Source organism: Aliiglaciecola sp. 3_MG-2023 (assembly GCF_030548205.1).
Lineage (GTDB): Bacteria > Pseudomonadota > Gammaproteobacteria > Enterobacterales > Alteromonadaceae > Aliiglaciecola.
This window is the reverse complement of the sequence record NZ_JAUORV010000004.1, coordinates 265,383-280,695: the sequence shown is the minus strand read 5'-3', so window position 1 is coordinate 280,695 and position 15,313 is coordinate 265,383. Positions and strand designations below refer to the sequence as shown.

Here is a 15,313-nt window from a genome sequence, read left to right as displayed (position 1 = left end):
CAATCACCAAGCTTTCAAAGCTGTGCTATTGATAATCAAATAAATTATCTGCAACATCAATTAAATCGTTCGCATCTTCCAATAGGTTCACTTTAAACGCATCTTTACGAGGCAACATGCGCTTGATGTAAAAATCAGAAGTCGCTTTTTTGCCCTGTTGTATCGACGGATTTTCGTTTTGCGACGCTTTATCAGCCATACTTAACCACAATATACCTAATAAACTATAGGCACTGAAATTCATGTAATCATAAGCAGCACCCGCAACGTTTACCGCCGATTGCTGTTTAACCTGTAATGACGTTTGATACCATTCTTCCAGTATGGATTTTGCTTTCTCTAAACCCTTGGGATCCGCAATATCAGCGACCATTTTGTCAAAGACCTGATAGGTGTCGTTTAACATGTCACCATTATCTCTGGAAAGTTTCCGACCTATTAAGTCGGCAGCTTGAATACCATTAGTTCCTTCATAAAGTTGGGTAATACGGCTATCACGCATGTATTGCTCCATACCCCATTCACGGATAAAGCCATGTCCACCGAATACTTGCACCCCTAAACTACTCACTTCCTGGCCAACATCTGTCATAAAACCTTTGGCAATTGGAGTCAAAAACGCAACGACATTAGCTGCAGCTTGCTTACTGGCTTCATCGTCAGCAGATTTTTCAATATCCATTTGACTAGCGTATAAAAAAGATAATGCTCGACAGCCTTCGGTGAGTGATTTTTGGGTAAGAAGCATTTTGCGTACATCGGGATGCGCCATGATAGGGTCTGCTTTACCTTCTGGATTTTGAACCCCTTGAGGAGCCCTGGATTGCAGACGATCACGGGCATAGGCAAGGGCACCTTGGAAAGAGCCTTCAGCTATGCCAAGACCTTGCAATCCAACCTGAAAACGCGCGTCGTTCATCATCGTAAACATGCATGCCAATCCTTTGTGGGGCGCGCCTACTATGAAACCTGTCGCTTGATCAAAATTCATTACGCAAGTAGGACAGGCTTTAATTCCCATTTTCTTTTCTAAACTGCCCACTGACAATGAGTTTTCTGCGCCTAGCTCTCCATTTTCTAAGACCATTTTTTTAGGCACAGCAAACAGGCTTATGCCTTTTACTCCCGCAGGCGCATCAGGCAACCTGGCCAAAACCAGATGAATGATATTGTCAGTCCACTCTTGATCGCCGCCGGAGATAAAAATTTTATTACCGGTAATTTTATAACTGCCGTCTTCCTGGGGTTCCGCCTTGGTAGACAATAAACTCAAATCAGTACCCGCTTGGGGCTCAGTTAAACACATAGTGCCTGTCCACTCGCCGGAAATAAGCTTTCTGAGATAGGTATCTTTTAGGGCCTGGTCACCGTGTTTGTTGATGGCTAAAACCGCACTCTCAGTCAACATGCTAATTAAACGCCAGCTTACATTCGCTGAACACAGCATTTCCTGAACAGGCACAGCCATGGTGTGGGGAAGATCTTGGCCGTCGTATTCTGGATTTCCGAGCATGGCATTCCAGCCATTAGCAATATATTCATGGTAAGCTTCAGCGAAACCGTCAGGCGTAGTCACTTTCCCATTTTCGAGTTTACAGCTTTGTTCATCGCCTTCCCGATTTAAAGGAGCGATAGCTTGCTCAGCAAATTTAGCACCTTGACTCAGTATTTCATTAACTAAGTCCTTGTCGAAGTCTTGAAGACCCAAGGATGAATAGTGATCCTCTAATTTTAACCAGTCGTGCAAAAGAAATTGCATATCTGTTAACGGAGCTGTGTATTGCGGCATAAATTTCCACCCTATAGGTTAAGTAAACTGTTCAGACCAGTTGATGGGAGGGCATTATACAGCCTCAGCCCCTAAACTTTAAATTACCTATAGTAATAGTTTATTATTTATTTGCTGGCCGTGTTTGGATTGAGGAGTCTTTGACTTTATTGAACATTTGACGAATCTGAGTTAATTCTTGTGGATAGCGCCACTGATTGAATTCGGTGGTAAAGGGATCAACTAATTGAATGGACGCCACTTCTATATTAGCCCAGTCTGGTACTGGAAACTCTGTAAAGCTACCATCAAAATTGGCGGCTAAATGACATTCGTAAAAACGCATTCCATTGTTACTGGTTCCCAACCACTGCTGTACTTCAACATTAAAGCCTGTTTCTTCCCATGTTTCTCGATGGGCGGTGCATTTGGCCGATTCTAGGGTGTCTGATGTGCCTCCAGGTAAATCTAATTTACCGCTGAGTCTTTGGGTGATGGTGACTAATTTATCACCCAATCGTATCAGACAAGCCGCATTCGCTGTTTGCTGGGGGGATTCTGATTGGTCTACTCGGCAAACTGGATCGCTGGGCTTTGTCTCACTGCAAGAAGTAAGACAGAATGACGATATTGCTAGGTAGATGACTAATTTATTCTTCACAATAGAGGGTACAATAATTAAATAATTTTTCTGCCAGCAGTTTACTACTTATTACGCCAAATAATAACTGCTTAGATTAAACACACTACATTATTCAGGAACTATTCATGACAATAAAAACAATGCTATCACCAGTATTGATAGCCACGCTTGCCCTTGCTGGCCTGCTTGTTTTCTTAAACTACCCTGGTTTCAGTGAGCAAGAAAACGCTGCAAGCAAAGGGAGACCTGCAACCCCCGTGGCATTTTTTGAGGTGTTAAGAACTGACTTTCCTGTCATTGTAGAAGCTCTGGGCACGGCGCGAGCAAATGAAGCCGTTTCTCTGACTCCTTTGCAGTCAGATGTTATCCAAGAATTGTATTTTGATGATGGCGATGTAGTTAAAAAAGATCAGTTATTAATGCGCATGAATGATAGGGAAGAACAGGCTAGATTGAATGAACTGAATATTAATTTACAAGAAGCACAACGACAGCTTAAACGCATCGTTAACTTGGCCAAAAGTAGTGTGGCTTCCCAACAGCTTCTAGATGAGCAGCAAGCTAAAGTAAAAACTCTCAAAGCACAAATTGAAGTGGCAAATGCACAGTTATCTGAACTGACATTAAAAGCCCCATTCTCAGGAAAGTTAGGCATTCGCATGGTGAGTGTTGGGGCTTATGTAACGCCTGATGATGTGATAACGACTTTAGATGACTTACGTAAAGTGAAAGTAGATTTTAATATTTCAGAAAGTCACTTGCCTTCACTTTCAGAAGGTCAGCAGGTAAAAGCACTATCGATTGCTTATCCAGATGACTTATTTATAGGTGAAATTAGGAGTGTGAACTCGCGCGTAGACGCAAATACACGCTCAATTCAAGTTAGAGCACTAATTGATAATCCTGAGTTGAAATTGCGACCAGGCATGTTGATGCAAATAAATTTAGAAAAACAAGTTTTAAGCTCGTTAGTCATTCCTGAAAAAGCAGTTATTCCGAACGAAGATAAACAGTTTGTGTTTATTATCGAAGACGAAAAAGCAGTATTGAAAGAAGTTAAAGTCGGCTTGCGACGTCCAGGCTTAGTGCAAATACTATCTGGGCTAGAAGAAGGTCAGAAAGTTGTAACTGAAGGTGCATTGAGATTAGTGAATGGATCCTCTGTTTCGCTTTTAGAACAAGTGACTTTGTAGGGAATTAACATGCTTTTATCTGATATTTCAGTCAAACGTCCAGTCTTTGCTTCAGTTGTTAATTTGCTCCTAATTATATTTGGTATCGTTGCCATTAGTTTATTATCGTTACGAGAATACCCGGATATAGACCCACCCATTGTATCGATTAATACCAACTATGTTGGGGCATCAGCGTCAATTGTTGAAACTCGTATAACACAGTTGCTCGAAGACCGTATCTCTGGCATCGAAGGGATTAAAAATATTACTTCAACCAGTCGAAACGGTCGTTCTGATATTAGCATTGAATTCGACTTATCAAGAGATATTGATGCGGCTTCAAATGACGTACGAGAGCGCGTTAGTCGTGCGTTAAATAATTTGCCTGACCAAGCCGATCCGCCAGAAGTATCTAAATCGGATTCCGATGAAGATGTTGTTGTTTGGTACAACTTACGTAGTGACAATATGTCTGTAATGGAGCTTACCGATTATGCAGACCGTTTCTTGGTGGATCGTTTATCTGTTGTAAATGGTATTGCCCGGGTGCAATTAGGTGGCGGTCGAACCTATGCTATGAAAGTATGGTTAGATCGCAATGCCATGGCTGCTCGTGAAATTACCGTTGCTGATGTTGAAAGAGTTATTCGTTCTGAAAACGTTGAATTACCTGCTGGTGAAATTCAGTCAAATGATAGGGATTTTGAAGTACGTGTTGCAAGAAGTTTCCTCACACCTGATGACTTTGCTGATCTGACCATAAAAGTAGGAGCCGGTGGCTATTTAGTTAAGTTAAAAGAAATAGCGCTGGTGGAGTTGGCCGCTGAAGATGATGAATCTGCATTTCGTGGTGATGGCGTCAACATGATTGGTATGGGGATTATAAAACAATCCAAAGCCAATACCTTAGAAGTTGCTAGAGAAGCGCGAAAAGCAATTGAAGAAATATCTGAAAGCCTACCTGATAATATATTTATCGTACCCAGTTACGATTCCTCAGTATTTATCGATGAGTCCATTAGTGAAGTCTACAATACCTTAGGGGTTGCAATGGCTCTGGTGGTGATTGTGATTTATATATTTTTAGGAAGTATAAGAGCCACTCTCATTCCTGCGGTCACTGTGCCTGTTTCACTGGTGGCTGCATTTATTGTTATGTATGCACTTGGCTTCTCCATAAACTTACTGACGTTATTAGCAATGGTGTTGGCAATTGGTCTAGTGGTAGATGATGCGATAGTGGTAATTGAGAATATCTATCGTCGCCTAGAAATGGGAGAGCCACCCTTATTAGCTGCTTTTCGCGGTGCAAAAGAGGTCGGTTTTGCGGTAATAGCGACAACCCTTGTGTTGATATCTGTATTTGTGCCATTGGTTTTCCTAGAGGGGAACATAGGCCGTTTATTTACTGAGTTTGCTTTGGCTATCGCTGCTGCAGTGGCTTTTTCGAGTTTTACCGCTTTAACACTGTCGCCCATGTTGTCATCTAAATTATTGAAAAAGAGATCTCGTAGTTCAGGCTTTGGAATGTGGATGGACAATGCTTTTAAGAAGGTAGAAGGCGCTTATTTCAATAGTTTAAGTCGTACTCTCCATCAGCCTGTTCTGATTGTAATCATGCTAATAGCGAGTGTTGTAGCGCTAGTGCAAATGAGTCAAAAAATACCAAGCGAATTCATTCCTAAAGAAGACAGAGGCAATTTCTTCCTTTCTTTGCAGGGGGCTGAAGGAGCAAGTTTCGAAAGTAACTCGGCTAACCTTGATAAAGTAGAAGCCTTACTTCTGCCATATCTGGGCGAAGGTGAAATTGAAAGAATTATTGTGCGCACACCTGGTGGTGGGGGGTCTGCAGGCCGGGCAGTCATTGGAATGGTGCCATTTGATGAACGGGAGCGCTCGACCTTTGAGTTAATGGACGAGTTAAGTGCTAAGTTATCTCAGATTCCTGATGTTCGCGCTTTTGCTATTATGCGTCCCGGCATTGGTGGGCGAGGTTTAGGACGACCTGTGCAATTTGTATTGCAAGGTGATACCTATGATGACTTAGTTAAGTGGCGAAATACACTACTACAGAAAGCCTCAGAGAATCCGAAACTATTGCGCTTAGACTCGGATTATAAAGAAACCCTACCGCAAATATTGATTAATATTGATAGGCAACGTGCAGCGGATCTTGGCGTTTCCATCTCGGATATTGGCAGTACTTTAGAAACCATGCTTGGGCAAAGAAGGGTATCTACGTATCTGGACCGTGGACAGGAATATGACGTGATTCTTGAAGGTAAGGAAGAAGATTATCGCAGTCCTCAAAGTATTGAAAACTTGTATGTTAGGTCATCCACTACCAATCAATTGATCCCAATGGACAATTTGCTGAAGTTCGAAGAGCAAGCAACTTCAGCAAGATTAAATCGATATAACCGCATGCGAAGCGTGACAATCAGTGCAAACTTAGCAGATGATTATACGGTTGGTGAAGCCTTGGAGTATTTGGAAAACATTGTTGAAACCGAATTACCAGCAGGGGTCTCAATAGATTACAAGGGAGAGTCCCAACTTTATAAAGAAACGGGTAGTTCGATTATTTTTGTATTCCTTCTCGCTCTAGCCATCACATACCTAGTATTAGCTGCCCAGTTCGAGAGTTGGATACACCCTTTAGTGATTATGTTGACTGTTCCATTGGCTTTATTAGGGGCATTTATTGGACTATATGTATCGGGCGCAAGTCTGAATATTTATAGCCAGATAGGACTGGTGATGCTGATAGGCTTGGCGGCTAAGAATGGTATTCTAATTGTCGAGTTTGCTAATCAGCTGCGAGATGCTGGAATGGAATTTGAAGCTGCATTAAAACGCGCTGCCACGCAACGACTAAGACCAATTGTCATGACAGGGTTTACCACCGTCTTTAGTTCACTCCCTCTGGTTATTGCTACCGGACCTGGCTCAGAGAGTCGGGCAGTCATTGGTATCGTTATTTTTTACGGTGTTTTATTATCTGCATTAATGACGCTTTACGTGGTGCCTATTGCCTATTATTGGTTAGCCAGACATACAGGTTCACCAGAAGAGATTGCACACGAATTAGAAGAGCTTGATGAAAAAATACCTTATCAGAAAGGCGATGCGGTTTAGATGGAAACTAGTCTAGTCTGTATTTTGAGGTTAGACTAATCAACATTGTTGATAATGTTGACTAAATTAAATGATTTTACGGTTATATATACTAGCGTTATGTGGGTTTTGTTCGGCGGCTATAGCCGAACAAAACTTGTTAGATGATGCTCAAGCAGCAATTGCTTATGTATATGGTGACGATGTTCAGAAGCACCCTTATGAGGAGCTCGATTTAGTGGCATTAGACCATGCGGCCGATGTACTCAATAGGACAATTGAGTCTCATGATCTTCCACTGGAACGCGCCGTTGTACTTCACCAAGTTTTAATAAAAGCCCTCACAATATTAAACTTCGCAAGAATTGAATTAGATCAAACTGTCCACATTGCGCAATTAGAAAATGGTTTGGAAAAAGTGGATAAATTAATTGAACACTACCCTAACATTTCGGATTTGGGTGATATGCTTTTTGAATCCGGTCATATTGCACGATTTTTATTAGAAGCACCTCGTTTAGGTTATAAATATTGGCATTTGTGCGCTAATCAAGCACATGCTGGCTGTATGAATATTCTTGCTTTCAACTATTTTTCCGGCGGTTATGGAATTCGCCAGGATATAGAAAAATCATACTATTGGCATAATCAAACCTATCTAACTGGAACCCGTTTTCATTGTGCAGGCGTTTATTCTGCTAGAAAAGCTAGAGAAATATTATTTCTATTTCCAGAGGTAAGTGACAATAAACGATGGCAAGACTGGAATCCTGAAATTGATGAGTTAATTCAACAGTTGGAAGATATTAATGAAGATAGTCCTGCAAATATGTGTGGCAAAGGTCAGGGGCTTTTAAAACAATATCTATATGAATTAACTGAGAATAATGAACAGAATATTGCATTATTAATGCGCGCTAAAAACACTATTAAATTGGCTCAAACGAGTGAATCTGAAGGTAATATAGTGGAAGCATTCGATATCATTGGACGGCCCGACTTTTTTGATAAATCTATAAATTTACTACGCAAAATTGAAGATCCTTTCATAAAATGCAGTATTGCATTTAACCATATTCTGTATTCACAAGCGCTAAAGGCATCACAACATTCCGATACTGTTTTTACAGTGATCTCGGAACTGGATTCGGAGGTTTGCAAAGAACATATTACTAGCATTGAACTAATGCAAACCAAAGGTACTTGGTAACTATGTTGATTTTGTTTGTCCACGGCATGGGCCGGACGCCAATATCGGCCACGCCCATGTTATGGCGACTGCGTAGACACGGTCACTCGGTTGATGTGGTGGGCTATTTTACTGGCACTGAAACATTTGCAGAAATAGCCAATAGGGTTAGCCTGAAAATTCAGGAAATGGCGGAGAAAGGGGAATACGTCTTAATTGGGCACTCCCTAGGTGGCCTAATGTTAAGAGCTGCATTACAAAATATGCCTAAAAACATCAGATCGCCAAAGCATTTGTTTCTGTTAGGCTCCCCGGTCTCCCCAGCAAGGTTGGCTCAAAAGAGTCAGCATGAACTGGGGTTTCAATTAGTCTCAGGAGATTGTGGACAACTATTAGCTAGTGCAGCTAGACTTTCGAAAATTCCTATGCCCAGCATCCCTAAAACAGCAATAGTTGGAACACGAAGCTTTCCCCTAACGAAAAAGTACTTTTTAGAAGACGAAAATGACGGTGTAGTATCTGTGAGTGAATGCGCACATCAAGATATTTCAGAGGTTATTAAAGTGCCAGTAGTACATACCTTTCTACCCAGCAGTCGCAAAGTCAGTCGAGTTATTGTAGATAAGATCAGTGACATTCAGTCTGGTTTAACCATTCAATAGGTGTTGTCTTGATCCTGAGTGGATATTGCATATTGCGCAAATATTGTAGCATGGTCTTTAGGCCATGAAGGGTTGTGCATACCGGCATACCCGCGGCATACGGCATACCCGCGGGGCTAAAGCACCCGTCTACAGGTTTCATCTGATCCCATGGAGATATGCTTATTGCGCCTATGTTGTAGCAGGGTCTTTAGGCCATGAAAGGTTGTGTATACCTACGGCATACCTGCGGGGCTAAAGCACCCGCCTACAGGTTTTATTGTCCCATGGCGATATGCATATTGAGTCTATGTTGTAGCATGGTCTTTAGGCCATGAAAGGTTGTGCATACCGGCGGCATACGGCATACCTGCGGGGCTAAAGCACCCGCCTACAGGTTTTATTGTCCCATGGAGATATGCATATTGCGCCTATGTTGTAGCATGGTCTTTAGGCCATGAAAGGTTGTGTATACCTACGGCATACCTGCGGGGCTAAAGCACCCGCCTACAGGTTTTATCTAATCCCATGGCGATATTGCATATTGAGCCGATATTGTAGCATGGTCTTTAGGCCATGAAGGGTTGTGCATACCTACGGCATACGGCATACCTGCGGGGCTAAAGCACCCGCCTACAGGTGTTTAATGATGTGCAAATAAAAAAGCCGCTGTTAAGCGGCTTTTAAAGGTATGTATCTTTTCTATCAGACCCAATTACTCGTCTAAGAAACTGCGTAATTGCTCAGAACGGCTAGGGTGACGTAATTTACGTAAGGCCTTAGCTTCAATCTGACGAATACGTTCACGGGTAACATCAAACTGCTTACCAACTTCTTCCAAAGTATGGTCAGTGTTCATATCAATACCAAAACGCATACGCAATACTTTTGCTTCTCTAGCGGTTAGCCCAGCTAGTACTTCTTGAGTCGCGTCTTTTAGACTGCCGCCAGTAGCAGAGTCGAGAGGCTGCACAATCGTACTGTCTTCAATAAAGTCACCTAAGTGCGAATCTTCATCATCACCGATAGGGGTTTCCATGGAGATTGGTTCTTTAGCAATTTTAAGTACCTTACGGATCTTGTCTTCAGGCATTATCATGCGTTCTGACAACTCTTCAGGTGTTGGCTCTCTACCCATTTCCTGTAGCATCTGACGAGAAATACGGTTCAGTTTATTAATCGTTTCGATCATGTGTACTGGAATACGAATAGTTCGTGCTTGGTCAGCAATTGAACGAGTAATCGCTTGTCGAATCCACCAAGTTGCATAAGTTGAAAACTTATAACCACGGCGGTATTCAAATTTATCAACGGCTTTCATCAAACCAATGTTACCTTCTTGAATAAGATCCAAGAATTGCAGCCCGCGGTTTGTATATTTTTTAGCTATGGAGATAACCAAACGTAAGTTCGCTTCTACCATTTCCTTTTTCGCGCGACGAGCTTTCGCTTCACCAATCGACATACGACGGTTAATGTCTTTTATATCAGCGATAATCAACCCAGTTTCTTCTTCAACTTGGTTCATCTTGCTGATAGCGCGTTCTAACTCTTCTTTCACTTCAAGTAGTGCAGGCACATAGCTTGCGCCACTCTCAAGTACTGCTACCAACCAATCAGTGGTGGTTTCGTTACCTGCAAATGCCTTGATAAAATCTTTCTTCGGCATTTTAGCGTTCACTACACAGTGCTTCATAACAATTCGTTCTTGAACACGTACGCGGTTCATCATGCTACGCATGTTTTTAACCATACGATCGAACTGTTTTGGAACTAATCTGAACTCTTTAAAGACTTCACTTAATTCATTAATTTGTTTTCTAGCGTCTTTATGAGAACGTCCTTTGTCTGCGATCACGTCGCGGGCTTTGATGTACTGCTTGCGCAATTCATCGAACTTTTCTCTTGCTAGTTCAGGATCAGGACCGGTATCTTCTTCCTCTTCGTCCTCATCATCTTCATCATCATCTTCGTCTTCTAACTCTTCTTCAGATAACTCAGAACCTACGTGTGTCGCAGTTGGAGCTACATCCGTTTCGTTAGGATCAACAAATCCGATAATAATGTCACTTAGACGAATTTCTTCAGCTTCGAATTGGTCCCATTGGTCAAGCAAATAGGTAATTGCTTCTGGGTATTCTGCGACTGAACATTGAACTTGGTTAATACCATCTTCAATTCGTTTAGCAATTTCAATTTCGCCTTCACGAGTCAGTAGCTCAACGGTTCCCATTTCACGCATGTACATACGAACTGGGTCAGTTGTACGACCAATTTCACTCTCAACCGTTGCTAACGCTTGGGCAGCGGCTTCAGCGACTTCTTCATCGGCTGTCGTTTCTTGCATCAACAATTCGTCAGAATCGGGAGCTGATTCGAATACCTGAATACCCATATCGTTGATCATTCGAATAATGTCTTCGATTTGATCTGAGTCGATAATATCCTGGGGAAGGTGATCGTTTACTTCAGCAAAAGTTAAATAACCTTGCTCTTTTCCTTTTACAATAAGGAGTTTTATCTGAGACTGCTTGCTTTGCGCCATATAACCTACGTTTCTCAAAATCAGTTGAAAGTGTACCTGGAACTGACCAATCTAAATTGTCAAAAATCCAGATAAAATCTGCGCGCACCGAGGCGTTTGCGAATTAGCCAGTATAGCAGAAAACCCTGTAGTCAGGCCAGTTAATTAAGCCGTTTTCGGTTATTTTATCGTTAAACCTGACAGTTTTTTATATGTATGGGTGAATAGTTTTTATTCAAGTGCAATTTAATTAAAACACTGGAATAAACAATGGGTAAAATTTTTATCTAGCAAGATAGAATGTCATGATTATTCGGCACTATAAGTTGCTTTAGTTTGAGTGAGCAACTTCACTTCTTGCATCTCTTCTCTAGTCATTGCTGAACCTTTGGCCATAAGCTGTTGATATCTTGCTTTAAGTTGCTGTTCAATTAAGCGATTGAAACTGTCAATGTACAATTTATCCGGTCGCTTATCGTCAGCATCATGGTCAATTTGTAATAATTGATGCAAAAACTTTGCTTCGGGATCTCCCCTGAAATGCTCTAACACATGACCTGTATTAATATTTGATTGCGACGCACAAAACTGCTGCATCTTAATCAGAACATGCAGGCCTTTGATGAAGTCAGGATTCAGTGCCGCAGGTTGAATATCTGGGTGTTGCTTTGCTAAATTAGGGTGCAGCAGTAGGAGGCGTAGTAACTTCCTAACCGGTGACATGTTATTTTTATTTGGTAGCTGGTAGTCAAGTTTTTGGGCTTTTCCAACTCGATTAGCTTGTTTGATATCCTCTAAAATATCAGCTTTATAGCTATCGCCTTTGATCTTTTTACGCAATTCTTCTTTTAGCAGAACAACAAGATTTTCAGCATTAATTTGCTCAATATATTCATTGGCAGCTTTGGTTAACGCCGCCTTGCCTTCACTGCTACCCACGTTAAATTGTTGAATGAGGTTTTCAAAAAAGAATTGAGACAAGGGAACAGATTTTTCCCGTAATAGGGTTTCGAATTGTTCTTTTCCTGTCTGTCTGACGAGGGTATCTGGATCTTCACCATCGGGCAGGAACAAAAACTTCATTTCCACTCCATCTTTGAGCTGTGGTAGCGCATTTTCAAGGGCTCGCCACGCCGCATCACGACCCGCTCTATCACCATCGTAACAGCAGATTATTTCTGGTGCCGCGCGAAATAACATTTGTATATGTTCAGGGGTAGTGGAGGTGCCCAATGACGCTACAGCATAGTCGATACCAAATTGCGCTAAAGCGACTACGTCCATGTAACCTTCTACAATCATCAAACGTTCAAGTTTTCGGTTGGCCTGCTTCGCTTGATAAAAGCCATATAATTCATGGCCTTTGTGGAAAATTCGGGTTTCGGGTGAGTTAAGGTATTTAGGGCCGCCTTCTTCAAGTACTCGACCACCAAAGCCAATCACTCTGCCTCGTTTATCGCGGATCGGAAACATGATCCTATCTCTGAAAAAGTCATAACGACGACGGTTATCATTTTCAGTAATCAGTTTTAAGTCGAGTAGTTGTTGTTGTTTTTCTGGTGTGCTGCCAAATTGCTTGAAAATACTGTCCCATTCAGGCGGCGCATACCCTATACCAAAGGCTTTAACAATTTCCCCACTGAGACCACGCTGTTTTAAATAGTCTATGGGTTTGTTTTTTTGTTCGTGCTGTTTTAATTGATGTTCAAAAAAACGGGCGGCCTGTTCCATTAATTGATAATCGTCAGCAATTTGGGCTTTTTGCTGAGGAGTAGGGCCCGGTTTGCCACCCTGTTCCCGTGGCACTTCTATACTGTGAAATCTGGCTAATTCCTCTACGGCTTCGGGGAACTCAAGACGGTCATATTCAATGACAAAGGAAATGGCATTACCATGGGCGCCACAACCAAAACAATGATAAAACTGTTTCTCTTGGCTGACCGTAAATGATGGACTTTTTTCACTATGGAAAGGGCAACATGCTTGATAGTTTTTGCCCGCTTTTTTTAATTTAACTCGACTATCGATTAGCTCAACAATATCAGTGCGAGCAATCAAGTCATCGATAAAATCTTTTGGAATTCGTCCAGCCATGAATAGGATTCAAACTTGTAAAAGGGGTTCAACAAACATTACTTTATCAGTAAGCAACAGAAACAAACAAGCCGCAATTTTGCAATTGCGGCTTGGGAATAGTTTCGCGAGTGGCTTAAGGTAATCAGGCAAGCTTAGCTTTAATTTGACCACTTAATTTGCCCATATCAGCACGGCCTTGAACTTTCGGTTTTAACCAGCCCATTACCTTGCCCATATCCTGCATCCCCGCAGCCTGAGTATCTTGCATCGCTTGTTGGATCAAATCATCTAACTCGTCAGCGGTTAAAGGCTGAGGTAAAAATGATTGGATAACATCGATTTCTGCTTTTTCAGTGTCAGCCAAATCTTGGCGTTCAGCATCTTCAAATTGGCTAGCGGCATCTTTACGCTGCTTGACCATCTTTGTTAGCAGTACAATTACATCAGTATCAGTTAACTCAATTCTCTCGTCTACTTCACGCTGCTTTACTGCTGCAAGTGCCATACGAATAGTACCAAGACGAAGTTTATCTTTGGCACGCATAGCATCTTTCATTGCTTGATTTAGTTGTTCAAGAAGGGTCATCTGAAAACTCTAAAACGTAAAACTATTTAGACAGCTTGGGGCTTGGGATTGGCTGTTATTAAAATAATAAACATCCAAAACCAAGCAACAGAAGCGAGATATTAGTATAACTTGATGCGACGAGCGTTTTCGCGAGCTAACTTTTTCAAATGACGCTTTTTAGCAGCTGCTTTCTTACGCTTACGTTCCCAAGTCGGCTTTTCAAAGAATTCGCGACGACGAACTTCTGAAAGAACACCTGCTTTTTCACATGAACGCTTGAAACGACGCAGTGCTACGTCAAATGGTTCGTTCTCTCTTACTTTAACGATTGGCATTAAAATCTCACCTCAAAATATTAAATCTGGTTACCAGCCCAAAAAATAGCCGGTGCGGTCAAAAATGGTGCGGAATTTTAATCATTCGCTGGGCGCTTGTAAAGGGAAGATTGAAGATTATTTTAATTTTGCCCCAAGTTTTTTGCTTTTTGCGGTTTAAATTAGCAGAACCCTAGCGTCTTTGAAGGTGCAAAGGTAAACTTCGAGGAATTTTCAAGCAGAGTATAATTGAATATGCGAATTTTAGGAATCGAAACTTCCTGTGACGAAACTGGCGTGGCGATTTTAGATGATCAGCACGGACTGCTTTCCCACGAATTATATAGTCAAGTTAAGTTACATGCTGATTACGGTGGGGTAGTACCTGAATTAGCCTCAAGAGATCATGTACGGAAAATTGTTCCATTGATCAAAAAAGCCATGTCCGATGCCAATACCCACGCTAATCAGATTGATGGTATAGCTTATACTCAAGGCCCTGGTCTGATCGGGGCTTTGTTAGTTGGGGCGTCGGTAGGCAGAAGTTTAGCTTTTGCTTGGGGAGTGCCTGCCGTTGGTGTTCACCATATGGAAGGTCATTTGTTAGCGCCTATGCTTGACGATCCTAAACCTGAATTTCCTTTTATTGCTTTATTAGTGTCCGGCGGGCATACAATGATGGTGAAGGTAGAAGGTATTGGTCAGTACCAAGTACTAGGTGAGTCAGTGGATGATGCCGCAGGCGAAGCCTTTGATAAAACCGCAAAAATGATGGGTCTTGATTACCCTGGTGGCCCTTTGTTAGCCAAACTAGCTGAGGCTGGCACACCTGGCCGATTTGAATTCCCACGGCCCATGACCTCAAAACCCGGGTTGGATTTTAGCTTTAGCGGATTAAAAACCGCCGCCGCCAATACAATTCGCAGCGAAACCTTAAATGAGCAAACAAAAGCCGATATTGCTTATGCATTCCAAGAGGCGGTAGTCGATACCTTGGCCATCAAATGTCGACGCGCACTGAAACAAACTGGATTGAAACGCTTGGTCATCGCTGGCGGTGTTAGTGCCAATTCAATGCTAAGAACTCAGTTAGAGACAATGATGAAAAAAATCAATGGAAAGGTGTATTACCCACGCTTAGAATTTTGCACTGACAATGGTGCCATGATTGCCTATGCTGGTTTGCAACGACTTAAAGCGGGGCAGGTTGAGTCTTTAAATAGTAAAGCCAAACCGCGATGGTCCCTTGATACTTTGCCTGCCATATAATCCAAGATCCCCTTAAATCAGAAATATTT

Annotated in this window: 11 protein-coding genes; 5 read left to right on the top strand and 6 right to left on the bottom strand. The window is 42.0% G+C overall.

Annotation, left to right across the window (positions count from 1 at the left end; translation table 11 throughout):
• Positions 1-25 precede the first annotated feature (25 nt).
• Positions 26-1,789: an acyl-CoA dehydrogenase family protein gene (locus Q4574_RS06490; RefSeq protein WP_303472744.1), complete on the bottom strand. Its 1,764-nt coding sequence runs from the start codon at positions 1,787-1,789 to the stop codon at positions 26-28.
• Positions 1,790-1,892: 103 nt separating this feature from the next.
• The gene (locus Q4574_RS06485; protein ID WP_303472742.1) at positions 1,893-2,429 is read right to left on the bottom strand and encodes an NUDIX hydrolase; all 537 of its coding nucleotides are present in this window, start codon (positions 2,427-2,429) and stop codon (positions 1,893-1,895) included.
• A 107-nt stretch (positions 2,430-2,536) separates the two neighbouring features.
• Between Q4574_RS06485 and Q4574_RS06480 the strand changes: the two genes are divergently transcribed.
• From Q4574_RS06480 to Q4574_RS06465, 4 genes are all read left to right on the top strand, one after another.
• Positions 2,537-3,604 carry an efflux RND transporter periplasmic adaptor subunit gene (locus Q4574_RS06480; RefSeq protein ID WP_303472739.1) on the top strand — a complete coding sequence of 356 codons (1,068 nt, stop codon included), beginning with the start codon at positions 2,537-2,539 and terminating at the stop codon, positions 3,602-3,604.
• A gap of 9 nt (positions 3,605-3,613) precedes the next feature.
• Complete coding sequence (locus Q4574_RS06475) at positions 3,614-6,724, top strand: efflux RND transporter permease subunit (protein WP_303472737.1); 3,111 nt, start codon at positions 3,614-3,616, stop codon at positions 6,722-6,724.
• 70 nt (positions 6,725-6,794) lie between these two features.
• Complete coding sequence (locus Q4574_RS06470) at positions 6,795-7,913, top strand: hypothetical protein (RefSeq protein ID WP_303472735.1); 1,119 nt, start codon at positions 6,795-6,797, stop codon at positions 7,911-7,913.
• 2 nt (positions 7,914-7,915) lie between these two features.
• Complete coding sequence (locus tag Q4574_RS06465; RefSeq protein WP_303472733.1) at positions 7,916-8,554, top strand: triacylglycerol lipase; 639 nt, start codon at positions 7,916-7,918, stop codon at positions 8,552-8,554.
• Positions 8,555-9,248: 694 nt separating this feature from the next.
• On the opposite strand, the gene rpoD is transcribed toward Q4574_RS06465, so the two are convergent.
• The 4 genes from rpoD to rpsU form a co-directional block, all read right to left on the bottom strand.
• The gene (gene rpoD, locus Q4574_RS06460) at positions 9,249-11,078 is read right to left on the bottom strand and encodes an RNA polymerase sigma factor RpoD (protein ID WP_303472731.1); all 1,830 of its coding nucleotides are present in this window, start codon (positions 11,076-11,078) and stop codon (positions 9,249-9,251) included.
• A 288-nt stretch (positions 11,079-11,366) separates the two neighbouring features.
• Entirely contained in the window at positions 11,367-13,151 is a 1,785-nt protein-coding gene (dnaG, locus tag Q4574_RS06455; RefSeq protein WP_303472729.1) for a DNA primase, read from the bottom strand.
• Between the two features lie 124 nt (positions 13,152-13,275).
• Positions 13,276-13,719: a GatB/YqeY domain-containing protein gene (locus Q4574_RS06450; RefSeq protein WP_303472727.1), complete on the bottom strand. Its 444-nt coding sequence runs from the start codon at positions 13,717-13,719 to the stop codon at positions 13,276-13,278.
• 101 nt (positions 13,720-13,820) lie between these two features.
• Positions 13,821-14,036 carry a 30S ribosomal protein S21 gene (rpsU, locus tag Q4574_RS06445; RefSeq protein WP_008845199.1) on the bottom strand — a complete coding sequence of 72 codons (216 nt, stop codon included), beginning with the start codon at positions 14,034-14,036 and terminating at the stop codon, positions 13,821-13,823.
• 234 nt (positions 14,037-14,270) lie between these two features.
• Between rpsU and tsaD the strand changes: the two genes are divergently transcribed.
• On the top strand, positions 14,271-15,284 hold the full coding sequence (gene tsaD / locus Q4574_RS06440; RefSeq protein WP_303472850.1) for a tRNA (adenosine(37)-N6)-threonylcarbamoyltransferase complex transferase subunit TsaD: 1,014 nt from the start codon (positions 14,271-14,273) through the stop codon (positions 15,282-15,284).
• The last annotated feature ends 29 nt before the right edge of the window (positions 15,285-15,313 follow it).